This window comes from Nostoc sp. S13, from assembly GCF_029379315.1.
Classification (GTDB): Bacteria; Cyanobacteriota; Cyanobacteriia; order Cyanobacteriales; family Nostocaceae; genus Nostoc.
On record NZ_JAQYWQ010000017.1, the window covers coordinates 28,321 to 47,228 of the forward strand.

Sequence of the window (18,908 nt, forward strand, 5' to 3'; positions counted from 1 at the left end):
AAATATATAACTAAGGGTGTAACAACAATCAGCCCAATTGTCAAAAAACTCAACCCAATAACTTCAGATAAAGAAAGAGGTAATTCCATAGTCATATCAAACTCAGTTAATTACTTAATTTTTGCGAAGCAAGTATTGTCTGCGCCTCATCTTCTGATAATTGCTCAATATCTGCTAAAGCTCTAGCTAAATCTTCCAAATCAGTCTGTTCAGCCAGCTTTTGTACAATAACCTTAGCCAACTCAGCTACTGTCGGTTCATTAAAAAAGCCCTTATAAGAAAGTTCTATTTGGAAAGTTTTGCACAGTTGAGAAACGAGTTGAGTGGCAAATAAAGAGTCTCCTCCCAATTCAAAGAAGTTGTCGTGAATTCCTACCTGTTCAATACCTAGAAGTTGTTGCCAAATATCAGCAAGGCTTCGCTCAACTTCGTTGCCAGGAGCAACATAAGCATTCGCAAGATGGGGACGAGGATGAGTTGGTTTAGATTGACTCATCTGGGCTAATTTTTCCTCCAAGGACTGAGTTGATTTCTTTGGCTTGATCAGGCTGGAAAAATCTTGAGTTGATACAATGACCTGAGGAACTGTGCTACTGCATAAAATGCGTCTAAACGCTTCAATGCCCTCTTCATGGGTCATTCCTCCTATTAACTCTTCTCCTGTTATCTCCTGATGCCGTGCTTCAACAGGAACTGCCATTCCTAAACTGTTCCATCTATCCCAGTTAATAGATTTGATGAATGTGTCATGTTTGAAAGCATTATAGTGAGCGAAAGAGTCAATGAAGGCATTTTCAGAGGTATAATCTACCATCCCGGATGCCCCAGCAAATGAACTCAGTGATGAACAAAGTACAAAGAAATCAAGTTTGGTCTCTTTAAAGAGAGCTTCAAGTACTCGTGTTCCCCGCACTTTCGGTGCGATCGCATTTGCAGCATCTTCTTTTGTTTTTAATTGAATCATACCTCCGCCAGAAACGGCTGCTGCATGAATTACTCCATTGATCTGACCAAATCGTTGATTGACTTTGGCGATCGCCACCGACATTTGTTCAGAGTCAGCAACGTCAGCACCGATCGCCATAATTTCTGATCCCAGTGCTTCTAGGTTTTGCAATTTGCGAATTTTAGAACTTATATCATCTTGTTGATCATGAGTAGATAGCCATATTTCCCACTCGTCTGGTTCCGGGAAAGGCGATCGCCCCAACAATACTAATTTTGCCTGTACGCTCTGTGCCAAGTATTCTGCTAGTGTCAAACCAACTCCCCCCAATCCACCAGTAATCAGATAAACTCCTCTTTCTTTTAATCGAGGATTTTCTGCAACGGTTGCATCTAATCGGACTGGTTCAAAATCTTGCACCCACCGGTGGAGTCCACGGTAGGCAATAATCTGGCTGGAAGGTTCGCTAACTAATTCTGCTAGGAGTTGGTCGATAAGTTGCTGCTGTTGCCTACTTTCGGATTTGGGAACAACAATATCAATGCTACGGCAGCTGATTGGGTACTCTAGCGGTATGACCTGACATGGGCCAAGAACTAGTGCCTTCTCTGGACACAACACCTCTGCACCTGTTACTGCCTGCATATTGTTTGAGATCACTGTAACTTGAGAATCAGTGGAATTGTGTTCTCCAATTGCCTGGGCAAGAAATAGTAAACTGTAAAAGCCAAGTGCCTCAATTTTTTCCTGTAACTTAATTTCTGATTCTGGTTCAATGTCGGGTGTGACGCTCCATAAGTGAACTATCTTGTTGGGAATCTTATTTAGTTGACGCAGTTCTTTAAAGAGAGTAGCGTAGTCATCCTGTTGTTGAGGATTAATTGTATATCTGCACTCACTCTCACGCTGAAATTGCTCCCCGATTTTTACAGTAATTACATTCTGATCCGCAAGTACTAGCTGCTGCACCATTTTTTCGCCCAAACCGCACTCATCCCCAAATATTAACCAGTATCCCGGTTGATTTTTCTCAATTCCAGGTATAAATGGTTGCGGCAGCATCGAGCGTTTCCAAGAAGGAATGTAAAACCAGTCGGCAATATCAGGTCTTTTGTCTAGAGATAATTGAACATCTTCTTTTTGAAGCCGAACTGTAAATGCAGTAGATACTGAGTCAGTTGCCAAAGCTCTAGCCAAGAAGATTTGTTCCCCAAAAGCTTCTGTTTGTGAGAAAACAGCTACCTCACCAAACCCATGCGATCGCAGTTTTTCTTGCCATTGCTCTTTAGACAAAAATGGATTACCTCGGCTGCGTTCTTCATCCTCTAACGGATTCATCAGCAGACCGTCTGTAATGTCAAAATCTAATTGAGGTTGAGTTATCTCCCAGAGCAACAAAAATCCTCCAGGAGCCAGCAAAGAGCGCACGCGATCTAGAGTTTTTTCAATGTTACGGGTGACATGCAATACATTGACAGCGATGATAACATCAAAGCGATCGCTGGAATAACCTTGCTCAATCAGAGATTTTTCAATGTCTAGGAAACGATACTCGACGAAAGGATAAGCAGTAAACTTTTCTTTGGCTCGGTTTAAGAGCAAACCACCCACATCCGTAAAGGTGTAGTTTGTTTGTTCTGGAGGCAACACAGGCAATAATTCTGTCGTGGCAATACCCTGTCCACCGCCAATTTCCAAGATTCTTAAGTTCACATCTTGCGGTAAGGACTTCACCACCTGTTCCAGACTTGCTCGAAGAATTCCTTTTAAGTAAGTATTCAACGGCAATTCAGATTCTGAGGTTTTTACCTTTTCATCTACCGTCGCAAAGTACAACTCTAACGGTTCTTTTTCCCCCATCAGCACGACTGGCAGATTTTCGCCACACTGCTTAATTAAATTTCCCATTTGGGGTGTGTCTGCCCATCTATGGTTAATTTCTGCTAGCAGAGTATTTAAATCCTCCGTAGAAAAGGGTACAAACTTAGTAAACAGTTTCTCCTCTTGCTGTAAGTGACCTTGCTCTACTAGCACATCCAAAAAGCGATATAACAATTGCTGATAGCGAGGAATAATATGACATCGCTCAAATAACTCTTGAGAAGAATACTTTTCATCAAAGTTACCAAAAGCACCTAACTTCTTCAGGGCAAGGTTAATATAGGTAGTGCATAAACGATCCGACCACTGTTTCTTCGCCAAATAAGTTTCTTCGTCAAGTATCGCGATAGTTGCACGAGCCTGCGTTTCTCCTGCTTCTACCAGAGATTCCCACAACTGGGTTGCTGTTACTCTAGGCTGAAAACCCTGTAAAAGTGACTGTTTTTGCTGTTCAATCCAGTAACGCTGACGCTCAAATGGATAGGTCGGCAAGGGAATATGATGGCGTTGTTCATTGGCATAAAAACTAGACCAGTCTACTTTGACTCCGAAAAGCCAGAGCCTGCCTAAAGTGTGATGTAAAAACGCTACATCTGACTGTTGCTCCTGTGGATGGCGGATTGAAGTCAGCACTACTGGTTCCAAATTATGATGCGTCAGCGCGAAAGTACTCAAAGTTCTTCCTGGCCCAACCTCTAGCAGTATGCGCCCAGGTGTTTTGAGTAACTCAGTTATTCCCTCACTAAAGCGCACAGTTTGCCGCAGATGCTTTGCCCAATAGTAGGGGTCTGTTGCTTCTGCTGTTGTAATCCAAGTACCACTCACGTTAGACACAAACGGAATTTTCGGAGGATTTAGTGTGACTTTTTGGAATAAATCAGAAAACGAGTCGAGAATTGGCTCCGTCATTTGCGAATGAAAAGCATGGGATGTATGCAACCGCCGACAGCCTACACCTTTTTCTTGTAGCTTTTGATGCAATCGTTCAATTGCCTGCGTTGAACCAGAAACCACACAGGAGGCAAGTCCATTGGTTGCGGCTAAAGACAGTTCTCGAACCAATAGGGGTTGTACCTCTTGTTCGCTAAGTTGAACAGAGAGCATTTCCCCACTGGGCAGTTGCTGCATCAGTCGTCCTCGGTTTGCGACTAGCGCTAAAGCGTCTTCGAGGGAGAAAACCCCGGAAAGAGTTGCTGCCACATATTCCCCAATACTGTGACCAATCATCGCTTCGGGACGCACACCCCAAGTCATCCACAACTGAGCTAGGGCATATTCAATGGTAAACAGTGCTGGCTGGGCAACAAAAGTCTGGTTTAGTTGCTCTGCTGCCTTTTCTTTCTCTGCTTCATCAGGATACAGTAGATGGAGGAGGTCAAAATCCAAGTGCGGTTTAAGCAGTTCACAACAGTTATCAACTGCCACACTGAAGGTTGGCTCACTCTGATAAAGTTCCCTCCCCATATTCATGTACTGCGTTCCCTGACCGGAAAACATAAAAACAATCGAGCAAGTGGAAGGCTTTTGGTAGTGAGTGAACACTCGTTGTGGATCTAAACTAGAAAGCAACTTCACTGCATCCTTAACGTCTTGGCACACCACCATCCGGCGATGGTCGAAAGCTCGACGACCAACACTAAGTGTGTGAGCTACATCTGCAAGCTTTAAATTAGAATACTGCTGGAGATGATTTACCAGATTATTTGTAGCGGCTTCTAAAGCTGTAGTCGTCTTAGCTGAGAGTAGCAACAACTGCCAAGGGCTAGAAGTACTGGAGGTTTCAAGAGGTGGGGCTTCTTCAAGAATTATATGAGCATTCGTCCCACCAATCCCAAAGGAACTGACACCTGCACGTCGCGGAGTGCCGTTTGTTTTCCATTCCGAAAGTGTGGTGTTGACGTAAAAAGGACTGTTGGCAAAATCAATCTGCGGATTAGGTTCCTGAAAGTGCAAACTAGGTGGTATTTGTTTATGCTTGAGAGCTAAGACTGTTTTAATCAAACCCGTCACCCCAGCAGCAGCGTCTAAATGCCCGATGTTTGTCTTCACCGAGCCAATAGCACAAAAGCCTTTTTTCTCAGTGCTGGCTCGAAAAGCTTGTGTTAGCGCCGCAATTTCAATGGGATCTCCTAAAGATGTCCCTGTACCATGAGCCTCAATATAGGTAATTGTTTCAGGTTCAACCTCGGCAACGACTTGAGCGGTTCTAATCACCTTGGCTTGACTATCTATGCGAGGTGCTGTATAGCTAACCTTAAAAGATCCATCATTATTGATAGCGGAACCTTTGATCACAGCATGAATAGAATCTCCATCTGCTAGAGCATCTTCTAATCTCTTCAAAACCACAATACCTACACCTTCGCCGCTAACAGTTCCCTGGGCCTTAGCATCAAAAGCGCGGCAGTGTCCGTCAGGAGACCCAATTCCCCCTTCTTTGTAAAAATAGCCAGTTTTTCGAGAAAAACTTATGGAAACACCACCTGCCAAACCCATATCACATTCACCATTGAGCAAGCTTTGGCAAGCCAAATGAACCGCAACTAATGAAGTTGAGCAGGCAGTTTGAACTGTATAACTAGGTCCAGTTAAATTAAGTTTGTAAGAAACGCGTGTAGTTAGATAATCTTTGTCACCTGCGATCGCCAGTTGGTTATAATCTATAGAATTTATAATATTTTGGTTTAAGTAAACGTTAAGTAAGTAGGTACTTAGGCTAGATCCGGCGTAAACTCCTATCGAACCTTTGTAGGTTTGCGAGTCATAACCGGCATCTTCCAGCGCAACATCCGCACATTCCAAAAAAATCCGGTGTTGCGGATCGGTAATTTCGGCTTCTCTGGGATTGAAACCGAAGAAGGAAGCATCAAAAAGTTCTACATCTTCCAATACAGCCCGTGCTTTGACAAATTTTGGGTCATTGAATATGGCTGAATCTGTCCCTGAAGATAACAGTTCTTCATCACTAAAAAAAGAAATTGACTCTATACCATTTTGAAGATTTTTCCAAAATTCCTCAAGATTTTTTGCTTGAGGAAAACGTCCTGCTATACCAATAATCGCTATTTCTGAACCATTTATCTGAGTAGATTCTATGGGAATATTCATTATTCATGAACTCCTTTAATATTCATAATTGACTTTATTTTTTCCCGATGTCTTTTCTGTTGAGATTTACCAGCAGAGATTTTTTCTGTTTGAATATTAGTTTCACTCAAAGGTAATGTTTGATTATCAGCTTGACTGAAGAACTCTGCGAGGGAACTTATGGTCGGGTATCTGAACAGATCGAGCAATAATAAATCAGTTTTGGATATTTGACGTAATTGAGTATGAACCTTAACCATTAGCAACGAATGGCCACCAAGTTCAAAGAAGTTATCGTGAATACCTATATTCTCAATATTGAGAGCATTTTGCCAAACAGTCGCAATTTTTTGTTCCACCTCAGTTTGCGGCATCACATAAGCAACTTCGATCTCTGGGCGCAGAGTTTCCGGTGCTGGTAGGGAGTGGCGATCGAGCTTACCGTTAGACAAAAGCGGCAAGGCTGGGAGTACGATCAAAGCCGAGGGCACCATGTATTGTGGTAGCTTCTCCTGAAGAAAACTACGCAGTTCCGTGACTGTAAGCGTCTGCTCAAAATGAGGGCTTACATAAGCTACTAGGCGCTTGTCACCCTCCTCGTTCTCTCGATCCACTACCACTGCTTCGCGTACTTTAGCGTGTTGCTTCAATTTTGATTCAATCTCGCCTAGTTCGATGCGGAAGCCCCGGATTTTAACTTGATGGTCGATACGTCCAAGCAGTTCGATATCTCCGTTGGGCAGATAGCGGGCTAAGTCGCCAGTTTTATACAGGTGTGTCCCTGATTTCTCGCTAAAAGGGTTGGGAATAAATTTCTCGGCAGTGAGTTTAGGGCGATTGAGATAGCCCCTGGCAATACCGACACCACTAATATACAATTCACCTGGTACACCTGATGGTGTAGGGTTTAAATGTTTGTCTAACAAATAGATTTGGGTGTTGGCAATCGGACGCCCAACCGGTACTCTATAAATGGATTGGTTTTCTTGCCAGGTAGTTGGTTCAGGTGGCTCATAAATTGTTGCGCCAATCGTTGCCTCAGTCGGTCCGTAAGCATTCAGCCAACGGATGCGTAGATGTCCTCCGGGCAGCTTATGGTAGAGATTGCCTACTAATTTCTCCCAAAGCGCAAGTTTTTCTGGTAAAGCTTGCTCGGTTCCTACAATCACTAAGCGAAGTGTGGAAGGTAATAGTGTTTCTGTTTGAGCAAGGTCGGACACCCAGTCATGCCAGTATGCAGTTGGTAAATTGAGAACAGTTAGTTTTTCCTGTTCCAAGAATTGGAGGAAATTGGCAAAAGCTAGTATCCGATTAGGTCGGATCACAACAGTTGACCCACTTAACCATGATGCAAACAGTTCTTCTGCGGCAACATCAAAGCTAATAGAAGCAAATTGGAGAATGCGATCTTCTGGTTGAAGTTGATAAGCTTTTGCAGCAGCAATGCTGTGGTTCACCAAAGCTTGGTGCGTTATCAGAACGCCTTTAGGTGTTCCCGTAGAGCCGGAGGTGTAAATCACATAAGCCAGATTTTCCACTGTCACGCCACTACTGGGGTTTTCCTCAGCAGAGCCAAAGGCATCTATCTCCCAGTCTGCGTCTATGCACACAACTTTAGCCCCATATTGAGGGAGTTCTGCAACTAGGTGCTTTTGGGTAAGCAATACCAGAGGTTTCGCATCTTCTAATATTAAAGCCAACCGTTCTTGCGGATAGGATGGATCTAATGGTACATATGCTCCACCAGCTTTTAAGGTTGCGAGAATTGCGATCGCCATGTCAAGCGATCGCTCCATGCAAATTCCTACCAGTACCTCTGGTCTGACGCCAAGCGAATCGCTACGCGACAGCTTTGCTGAACGCAGGTAGTGCGCTAGCTGATTTGCTCTGGCATTCAGTTCTTGATAGGTCAGTTGTTGGTCTTCAAAGACTACTGCAATGCTGTCAGGCGTTAGCGAGGCTCGCTCTACCTGAGCTTCAAATAACTCATGTATGCATTGGTTTTGAGGATAGTCAGCTTGGGTATTGTTCCACTCTACCAAAAGTTGTTGCCGTTCTGCCTCACTTAAGATAGGCAGTTTTGATATTTGCTGGTCGGGATTGACGATAATGCCTTCTAGCAAGCTCTGGAAATGCCCCAGCATCTGGGTAATGGTAGCTGCATTGAACAGATCGGTATTGTACTCCAGAGTTCCAATCAGCCCTTGCTTTACTTCTACCATACTTAGGGTCAGATCAAATTTCGCCGTTTCTTTGTCAAACTTCAAAGGACTTAAGGTTAAACTTGGTAGCTCCAAAGTCGTGGTTAGGGTATTCTGGAGTTGGAACATCACCTGAAATAACGGTGTGTGGCTCAGGTTACGCTTCGGCTGCAATTTCTCCACAAGCTGCTCAAAGGGCAAGTCTTGGTTAGCGTAAGCCCCCAGAGCAACCTCTCGGACTCGGTTCAAAATCTCTCGGAAACTTGGAGTACCCGAAAGTTCAGTACGCATAACCAAGGTGTTGACAAAAAACCCAATTAGTCCCTCGATTTCAGCTCGGTTGCGACCAGAGATGGTAGTGCCTACCACAATGTCGTCCTCACCAGTGTAACGGTAAAGCAACGTCTGAAACGCTGCTAGTAGTGTCATGAATAGTGTTGCCTTTTCCTGTTGGCTTAGTGCCTTAAGAGCTTCAGTTAGGGACTTGGACAGAACCAGAGATTGCTTTGCGCCTCGATTGGTCTGAATCGGTGGACGAGGATGGTCAGTGGGTAACTCTAGTACACTTGGAATACTGCTCAACTGCTGCTTCCAGTATGACAGTTGAGCCTCTCGCACTTGTCCCTGGAGCCACTGTTGCTGCCAGACAGCAAAATCTGCATACTGGATTGGAAGTTCTGGGAGTGGTGACAGCTTACCCTTGGAGAAGGCTTTATAAAGTTCCGCGACTTCCCAGATGAGTACTTCAAAAGACCATTGGTCACACACAATGTGGTGCATTGTGAACAGCAATACGTATTCAGCTTGACTCAATTGCAGCAGAGTGGTTCGTACTAGTGCTTCTTTTGCCAAATCAAAGGGTCGTGCTTGCTCCTCAGTTGCAAGGCGTTGTATTTCTGCCTCCAGCGCATCTTCTGGAAGCGACTGTAGATCTACTATCGGTAGAGCCAAAGCTAAGGTTGGGGCAATGACCTGGAACGGTTGCCCATTTACTATAGTAAAATTAGTACGCCAAACTTCATGACGCCGGACAATTTCGTTGAGACTCTGCGCCAGTGCAGTCACGTTGAGTGACCCCTTCAGGTGGAAAGCATAGGCTTCGTTGTATAAGGGTTGACCGGGTTGCAACTGGTCGAGAAACCACAGGCGCTCTTGGGCAAAAGACATTGGGAAAAAGTGAGACTGGCTAACCTTTTTTTGAAGTAGCTGTGCCAGAAGTTCACGCTTTTTTTCCGGTGAAAGCTCAGTAATATTTTCGTCAGTATTAGTCATTGAGCAACGTCCTTTTCAGCTAACATCTCGTTGAGTAATGACTCAACTTCTTGGTCTGAAATTTGATTGAGTTTTGCCAACTTCTGTTGAGCATTACCCCGATCAATTCTTTCAATTGCATTGACCTGATTGTTTTCTCCTGAGCTTTGTCTGTGTTTAACTGCCAAAGCTTGATCAGCGACAGTCGGTGTCTCAAAGAAACTATGCAAGGCCAATTCCACCTTAAACTCTTTACGCAACCAAGAGATCACTTGAGTAGCCAGTAGGGAGTGGCCTCCCAATTCAAAGAAGTTATCATAAATGCCTATCTGCTCGATCCCAAGAAGCTGTTGCCAGATTTCTGCAACGGTTTTTTCGACCTCGTTACGGGGAGCGATATAATCATTCCCTAGATTGGGGCGGGGATGGGTTGGTTTGAAGAAATTCGTCGCTAATTTCTCTTCTAAAAACGCAAATCCCTCTTCCAGGGATTGGTAGGAATGGTTCTGATCAATTATGGCTTGGATATCTTGTGTTGACACAACAATCTGAGGTAGCCCAGTCCCCAGAATGCGATTAAACGCATCAGCACCCTCTTGAGGTGCTATTCCTTTTTTGAGATTTTCTTCACGTAAGTGTTTGATCTCATCTGGTATTACAGTTTCCACTGCCATCCCGACTTCTTGCCAACTATCCCAGTTGATTGCGACTGTGAATTGATCAGGTTTGGAAGCTTGAGAGTGAGCATAGACATCTAGAAAGGCATTCGCGGCAGAATAATCTACCTGTCCAAATTCGCCTAGTATGGAACTTAGGGATGAACAAAGCACGAAGAAATCCAAATTGATATTCTTTAAAACTTGCTCCAGTACTAGTGTCCCCTTCACTTTCGGTGCAAGGACACTGGTTGCTAAATCCGGTGTTTTAAGTTGAACCATACCGCCACCGGCAATACCAGCTGCGTGGATGACACCATTAATCTCACCAAATTGTCGTAATGCCTGAGCGATCGCTGCCTGCATTTGTTCAAAATTAGCCACATCGGCACTATTGACCTGAATCTGTGCGCCCAATTCCTCAAGGGCCAGCAGTTTCTGGAGCTTGCAGCTGATGGCATCTTGGGAATCATGGGTTGCTAGCCATTGTTCCCACTGCGATCGCTTGGGTAGCCCTTTTCGTCCAATCAGGATCAACTTAGCCTGTACTGTCTTAGCTAGATATTCTGCCAATACCAAACCAATGCCGCCGAGTCCGCCAGTGATTAAGTAAACTCCTCCTTGCCTTAACTTAGTTTTGCCTCCAATGCGCTCATTTAAGCGGACAGTCTCAAAGGTCTGAACCCAGCGATGATGCCCACGGTAGGCAACTACGTCCTCAGTCTGATCTGCTGTAAATTCCGCTACCAAGTAATCTATCAATTGTTTTAATGGTGGGGTTTCGCCAGAAGGAATTACGACATCAATACTACAGCAGTTGATGTTCGGATATTCCTTTGGAATCACCTTGCATGGTCCTAATACCGTTGCCTTCTCAGGGCATAATTTCTCTTCGCCAGTGACATCATGTATATTGCTGGTCACGACTATTAGTTTCAGAGAATTGGTAATATCCTGTCTTCCCAGTGCCTGTGCCAAGAACAGCAAACTGTAAAAACCAAGATTCTGACAATTTTCAAAAAACTCATGCGCTAACTGTGTCTGTTCACTTAGCCTGTTGCTGGGCAAAGTATCATTGGGTGTGACACTCCAAAAATGTGCGATCGCACTTGGAGTCCAATCTTGCTGTTGCAGTGCTTGAAGCAAAGCATCATAATCATCTCGTTGTTGGGGATTAATTGCATATTTAGAGTCGCTGAGTTTTGCAAATTTATCTGCTACCTTAACGGTAATCACATCGTGATCTTGTTGTTCGAGTCGTTTGGCGATTTCGTCTGCGATTCCATAGCCATCAACAAAGACCAACCAGGATGATTTTTGCCCTGTCAGTTCTCCTTTTTCCAAAAGCTCCAGTAGCATGGATTCTTTCCAGCGTGGAACGTAGAACCAGTCAGCAATATCTGGCTTTTTGTCTAGCGGTTCTTGCCGCGCTATTGCCGGTAAAGCTTTTTGGTTTGGCTCAATCCAATAACGCTGGCGCTCAAAAGGATATGTTGGTAAGGGAATACGATGACGCCGTTCATGAGCGTAAAAACCAGACCAATTGACCTTAACCCCCACAAGCCAGAGGCGACCCAAGGTGTTGAGTAAAAATGCCACATCCGACTGTTGCTCCTGTGGATGGCGCAGTGATGTCAGCGCCACCAGTTGCGGATCTCGTTGCTGAAGAGCAAAGGTACTTAGCGTCCTCCCAGGACCAATCTCCAGCAGTATGCGTTCTGGCTCTTTGAGCAACTCAGCAATTCCTTCATGAAAGCGAACTGGTTGCCTTAAATGCCTCGCCCAATAGTTGGGGTCTGTTGCTTCGGCTTTTGTAATCCAAGTTCCACTGACGTTGGAGATAAATGGAATTTTCGGGGGATTGAGTTTGACAAGTTGTAACAACTGGGTGAATGGCTCAATGATCGGTTGCATCATTTGAGAATGAAAGGCATGAGAAGTATGCAGTCGCCGACATCCTACGCCTTTTTCTTGTAGCTGTATCTGCAATTGTTCTACCGCTTCTGTGGGACCGGACACCACACAGTGGGAAGATGCATTGGTTGCGGCTAAAGACAATTTCCTCAACAGCAGAGGTTGCACCTGTTGTTCGGGTAGTTGAACTGAGAGCATTGCACCAGTTGGGAGTTGCTGCATCAGTTTTCCTCGCTTCGCTACTACTGCTAGGGCGTCTTCAAGAGAGAAGACTCCAGCTACTGTCGCGGCTACATATTCCCCGATACTGTGACCAATCATTACTTCTGGATACACGCCCCATGCCATCCACAACTGAGCTAGGGCATACTCAATCACAAATAGTGCTGGTTGAGTAATCGCGGTTTGTAGTAACTGCTCTGCTGCTTGTTGAGCCTGTTGTTCACCAGGATAGAGCACGGTATGCAAATCCAGACCCAGGTGCGGTCTGAGCAGTTCACTGCACTTATCAAAGTGTTCTTTGAAGATGCGCTCACTCTGGTAGAGTTCTTTGCCCATATTCACGTACTGCGCTCCCTGTCCAGAAAACATAAACACTACAGGGCGATTACAGGGTTTTTGGTAGTAGGTGAAAACCTGTTGAGGATTTAAAGATGATAGTGCCTTGACCGCATCTTCAAGGTCTTGGCACACCAGCATCCGGCGATGATCGAAATCTCGACGACCGACACACTCGGTGTAAGCTACATCAGCGAAATTCAAATCAGGATGCTGCTTAAGGTGAGCTGCTAAATTCGCTGTGGCAGTTTCTAGTGCGGTACTGGTCTTGGCAGACAGCACTAGAAACTGCCAGGGGCGAGCGGGACCAGATGGTTCAACAACTGGGGCTTCTTCAAGAATCACATGGGCATTAGTCCCACCAAAGCCAAAAGAACTGACTCCCGCACGGCGAAGAGTGCCGGTCGTTTTCCAATCAGACAACGTGGTATTGACGTAAAAAGGGCTGTTAGCAAAATCAATTTCGGGATTGGGTTGCTCAAAATGCAAGCTGGCTGGTATTTGTCTGTGCTTGAGTGCAAGGACGGTCTTGATAAGGCTTGCAACACCAGATGCCCTATCTAAATGTCCGATATTAGTTTTTACTGAACCAATGGCGCAGAAGCGCTTCTTATTTGTTCCTGCACTAAATACTTTTTTCAGCGCCCTAAGTTCAATAGGATCGCCCATAACTGTGCCTGTTCCGTGGCATTCTATATAGGTAATTGTCTCAGGAGTAAACTCAGCTAGCGCCTGAGCCTCGGCAATCACCTCCGCTTGTCCATTGACGCTGGGTGCTGTGTAACCCACTTTCAAAGAACCGTCGTTATTGATGGCTGAACCCTTAATAACTGCATAAATGCAGTCGCCATTTGCCAGTGCTTCCTCTAACCTTTTTAGCACAACAATGCCCATACCGTTACCGAAAACGGTGCCTTGCGCTTTAGCATCAAAAGTGCGACAGTGACCATCGGGAGAAGTTATTCCATCTTCTTGATGTAAATAACCTTTATTTTGCGGAACTCGTACTGCAATGCCACCAGCTAGCGCCATATCACATTGGTAACTCAACAATCCTTGACATGCTAGATGAACTGCTACCAATGACGTGGAACAAGCAGTACTGACGTTAAGGCTCGGTCCCTTTAGGTTCAATTTGTAAGAAACTCGTGTAGGTATGTGGTCTTTCTCATTACCACAAAGAATAATTGTCCCACTTAGCGATTTGAGAAGATCATGATTTGAGATCAGGTTGTTCAGTAAGTAGGTACTTAGGTTGCTCCCTGCGTAAACTCCTATCAACTCTTCATATGTTTCAGAGTCATAACCTGCATTTTCAAGAGCTTCCCAAGCACACTCCAAAAAAAGACGGTGTTGTGGGTCCATTACTTCAGCTTCACTAGGCGTGAAGCCGAAGAATGGAGCGTCAAACATCTCTATATCTGACAGCCCAACTCCTGCTTTTACATAGTGAGGGTTACGCAGCAAAGTCGGGTCTACACCTTCTGAGAGTAATTCCTCATCAGTAAAGAATGAAATCGACTCCCGTCCTTCACATAAATTCTGCCAAAACTCATCAGTAGTTTTGGCTCCGGGAAAACGACCAGCCATCCCGATAACGGCTATTCCTTTTAAGGAATCGTGAGATTCAGGGTTATCCATTTGTCTTCTTATTTTGTTTGATTAGTTTTCGCTTCATCAGTTGGCTGTTTTCTTCAATAGCTTCTTTTTGCCTCTGGGCGCGGTCATAAGCTTGTTGATAGACAAGCTGTTCATCCTCTTTGCGGGTGAGATATTCTGCCAAGGCACTTATGGTCGGATATTCAAATGCGTCGGATATTGATATATCTTTATTAAACTTTTCTCGCAGTTTGCTGCGAACTTGAACTATAAGAAGTGAATCGCCACCAAGCTCAAAGAAGTTGTCGTGGATTCCTATCGCCTCAATCCCAAGAAGTTCTTGCCAAATGTCAGCAAGCTTTTGTTCAGTTTCATTTCTAGTAGCAATATAAGGATTAATCAGTGATGGTCGTTGCTGTGTTGGTTTGAATAGGTTAGCTGTCTCCAACACTTTCGGGTAAGATTTACCTTTCAAACCATTATCCTGTTTACTTGAAATTAAAAAATCACGACTCTGGATATCATAGGTAGATACAATAATCTGTGGCAGTGTACTCTCCAGAATTCGTTTAAAGACCTCTATTCCTTCTGAGGGTAATAACTCTTCTTTAAATTGAAATGTTTGGGAAATATTTGAAGTTTGATCTCGTTGCTTCACCACCTCTGCTGCCATTCCCACCTTCTGCCAAGCACACCAGTCAATAGATACAATGAATGTGCTATCTCGGTTAGCCTTATAATGAGCGAAGGCGTCAAGAAAAGCATTTCCAGCAATATAATCAATCTGCCCAAATATCCCTAGTATTTCAGTACGTGCTGAAGAAAGGACAAAGAAATCCAGTTGAACATTTTTGAGAATACTATCGAGAACCAAAGTACCTCTGACTTTAGGTGCTAGGATAGCTTCTACTGTTTGCAGTGTTTCTCGCTGGATCATGCTGCCACTAGGAACCCCTGCTGCATGTATGACACCATTGATTTGACCAAATTGCTCTTGTGCTTGAGCGATCGCTACTTCCATTTGTTCAGAGTTGGTCACATCGGCGCTGATCACCAAAACTTCTGCACCCAGTTCTTCAAGTTCCTGCACTTTCCGAATCTTACAACTGATAACATTTTGCTCATCATGAGTATTCAACCATTGTTCCCATTTGTCAAAAGCTGGAAAAGTTGAGCGTCCAGTCAAAATCAACTTGGCTCTGACAGTACGAGCCAGATGTTCAGCTAGCACAAGTCCAATACCTCCGAGTCCACCTGTAATCAGATAAACTCCTCCTTCCCTTAATCTTGGTGTCTCTCCCTTGGCTTCATGCAATTCAATTGGCTCAAAGGTTTGCACCCACCGGTGAAAACCACGGTATGCAATAACTCGGTCAGAAGTATAAGCCTCAAGCTCTTTGAGCAGTTGGTCTATAAGTTTTTGCTCACTCCAGTTTGCAGACTTGGGAATAACAACATCAATGCTACGACAGTTGATGTTTGGGTATTCTTGAGGAATGACCCTAATAGGTGCAAGTAAAGTTGCTTTTTCTGGACACAGCAACTCTTCGCCTGCCACTTCCTGCATATTATTGGAAATAACCGCAATTTGAAGCTCATCAGTAAAATTCTGTTTTCCGAGTGCCTGTGCTAGAAATAGCAGACTGTAAAATCCTGTTTGTTGAGATTTGTCAACTGTTTTCACTCCTAATTCTGCATGAACAGTAGGTGTTACACTCCATAAGTGAACAATTTTCGTAGGAAACTTGTTTTTTGCTAGAAGTTCATTAAGCAGAGTTTCGTAGTCGTTAAATTGTCCAGGATTCAGAGTATACACGTACTCGCTTAGTTTAGTAAACTGCGACCCGATCCTTACAACTATTACATCCTGCGCTTCAACTTCGAGTCGTTTCACCAGCTCTTCACCCAAGCCGCACTCATCGATAAACACAAGAGTGCAGGACAAAATCGGATTTTCACTTGGGTGATTGATAGGTAGTGAGGAGCGTTTCCAAGAGGGAATGTAGAACCAGTTTGCCATTTCTGGATTTTTGCGTAGAGAGGTTGTAGGTAAAGTTTCTACATCCATCTTGATAACGTCTGTTTGTTTTTTGGGATCAATCCAGTAACGCTGACGCTCGAAGGGATAGGTAGGCAAAGGCAGGCGACGGTGCTGCTCATGGGTATAGAATCCTGACCAATCCACCTCTACCCCGGTAAGCCATAGCTGACCTAATGTATTTAACAAAAACGTTACATCCGAACCGTGCTCTTGTGGATGGCGTAAGGAATTTAATATAACTTGTTCAGCCGCTTTATCTGGATGTCGTCTAGCTAATGTACTCAACGTGCGTCCAGGACCAACTTCTAACAGAATCCGCCTCGGCTGTTGCACGAACTCGGCAATTCCTTCAGCAAAGCGCACAGTTTCCCGTAAATGCTTTGCCCAATAGCTTGAGTCGGTTGCCTCTGCTACAGTAATCCAAGTACCAGTAACGTTGGATACAAAAGGAATTTGCGGAGCCTTCAGGTTAATTTTTTTAACCTGTGCCATGAACGGCTCAATGATTGGTTCCATCATTTGGGAATGAAAGGCATGGGAAGTATGCAGACGACGAGAGTCAACCCCTTCCTCGGTCAACTTGTTATGCAATTCATCAATCGCTGACTTTAGCCCCGAAACCACGCACAGAGATGGTGCGTTGATTGCAGCTAGGGCAAGTTCTTCGCCAAGCATTGATTGCACTTTTTTCTCTAGCAGGGGTACAGCCAGCATATCACCAGCAGGCATTTGCTGCATTAGTTGTCCACGCGCACTCACTAGCACCAATGCATCTTCTAGGGAGAACACACCAGCTAAACAGGCTGCTACATATTCCCCAATGCTGTGACCAATCATTGCACAAGGATGCACTCCCCAAATCATCCACAACTTTGCCAAAGCGTATTCAATTACAAATAGCGCTGGCTGAGTAATATCAGTTTGTGTAAGCTCTTGTGCTGCCTGTTGTGTCTGTTCTTCACTTGGATACAGAATAGTGCGTAAGTCTAGCCCTAAAACAGGTATAAGTATTTCACAGCAATAATCAACTTGTTCCCGAAAAATTGGCTCAGTCTGGTACAGTTCTCGACCCATCTCTACATACTGAGACCCCTGACCAGGAAACATAAACACAACTTCTCGCTCACATGGTTCTTGGAAATGGGTAAAAACTCGTTGCGGGTCTTTTGTTTCTAAAATTTTGATTGTATCGTTAAGGTCTTGACAAACCACCATTCGACGATGGTCAAAAGCTCGACGACCCACCCCAAGAGTGTAAGCGACATCTGCCAAGTTGAGTTCAGGATACTGCTGTAAGTGCTTGACAAAGTTGTCTGTGGCAGTCTCCAGTGCAGAGCTAGTTTTGGCAGAGATTACCAACAACTTCTGTATCCGCCCAAAATTAGATGGTTTTACATCTGGGGCTTCCTCAAGAATTATATGAGCATTAGTACCGCCAATCCCAAAAGAACTTACCCCTGCATACCGAGGATGCCCGTTCGACTTCCATTCAGAAAGCTTGTTATTAACGTAAAAAGGGCTATTAGCAAAATCTATCTGGGGATTGGGCTGTTTAAAGTGCAAACTGGGAGGTATCTGTTGATGTTTGAGCGCTAGAATCGTCTTGATTAAACCCGTAACACCAGCCGCACTATCTAAGTGTCCGATGTTCGTCTTTACCGAACCAATAGCGCAGAAACCTTTTTTGTCAGTGGTAGCACCAAAAGATTTGGTTAGCGCCGCTATCTCAATCGGATCTCCTAGGGAAGTTCCGGTTCCATGAGCTTCTACATAACTTACCATTTCTGACTTAACCTGAGCCACAGCAAGAGCCTCCGCAATTACTTTTGCTTGACCATCAATGCTAGGAGCTGTATAACCAACTTTTGAAGAACCATCATTATTAATAGCTGAACCTTTAATAACAGCATGAATACAATCTCCATCAGCTAGAGCATCTGCTAGTCGCTTTAAAACTACTATACCTACACCATCACCACTCACAGTTCCTTTTGCCTGAGCATCAAAAGCGCGACAGTGTCCGTCGGGAGACAAAATTCCCCCTTCTTGATAAAAATAGCCGGCTTTTTGTAATGCTGTTACTGAAACTCCACCAGCCAAAGCCATATCACATTCACGATCTATTAAGCTTTGACAGGCTAAGTGAACGGCAACTAATGAACTAGAGCATGCAGTTTGGACAGTGATAGCTGATCCCTTCAAATCTAGTTTATAAGCGACTCGTGTAGTCAGGTTATCTGTACGATTGTTATGCCTAATTTGGTCAAGACCAACTAATTTTATCAGTTCGGTGTTGGAAAAAAGATTGAATAAAAAGTAGCTACTAATACTAGCACTACCGTAAACACTGATTCGACTTTCAGATGTCTTAGAATTATAGCCAGCATTTTCAAGAGCCTCCCAGGCAGTTTCCAAAAAAAGACGGTGCTGTGGGTCCATAATTTCTGCTGTTCTGGGAGAGTAATCAAAGAATGAGGCATCGAATAATTCTAAATTTTCCAGTACAGTGTTGGCTTTTACATAGTGAGGGTCATTTAATACAATTGAGTCTACTCCTACAGACTCCAGTTCTTGATCTGAAAAAAACGAAATTGATTCAATGCCATCTCGCAAATTATGCCAAAAAGCATCAAGATTTTGGGCTTGAGGAAATCGTCCAGACATACCAATAACAGCTATATCTAAATCGCCTATTTTATTCGCTGTTTCTAGACTATTCATCACGAGATCCTTTTTTTATTTTATATTTTGTATTTAGGCAATTCAAATATTAT

General features: G+C 44.1%; 4 protein-coding genes. All 4 read right to left on the bottom strand.

All coding sequences use genetic code 11. The annotated features are described in order from the left end of the window. Nucleotides 1-106: 106 nt before the first annotated feature. From PUQ00_RS08385 to PUQ00_RS08400, 4 genes are read right to left on the bottom strand one after another with little or no spacing between them, the layout of a single operon-like run. On the bottom strand, nt 107-5,935 hold the full coding sequence (locus PUQ00_RS08385; RefSeq protein WP_300415071.1) for a type I polyketide synthase: 5,829 nt from the start codon (nt 5,933-5,935) through the stop codon (nt 107-109). Beyond that, a complete protein-coding gene (locus PUQ00_RS08390) occupies nt 5,935-9,387 on the bottom strand; it encodes an amino acid adenylation domain-containing protein (RefSeq protein WP_300415073.1) in 3,453 nt (1,150 codons plus the stop codon). Before PUQ00_RS08390 ends, PUQ00_RS08385 begins: the two co-directional genes overlap by 1 nt. Then, nucleotides 9,384-14,135, bottom strand: coding sequence for a type I polyketide synthase (locus PUQ00_RS08395; RefSeq protein WP_300415075.1), 4,752 nt, complete (start codon nt 14,133-14,135; stop codon nt 9,384-9,386). Before PUQ00_RS08395 ends, PUQ00_RS08390 begins: the two co-directional genes overlap by 4 nt. Next, nucleotides 14,128-18,855, bottom strand: coding sequence for a type I polyketide synthase (locus PUQ00_RS08400; RefSeq protein ID WP_300415077.1), 4,728 nt, complete (start codon nt 18,853-18,855; stop codon nt 14,128-14,130). The genes PUQ00_RS08395 and PUQ00_RS08400 overlap by 8 nt, the downstream gene beginning before the upstream one ends. Nucleotides 18,856-18,908: the final 53 nt, after the last annotated feature.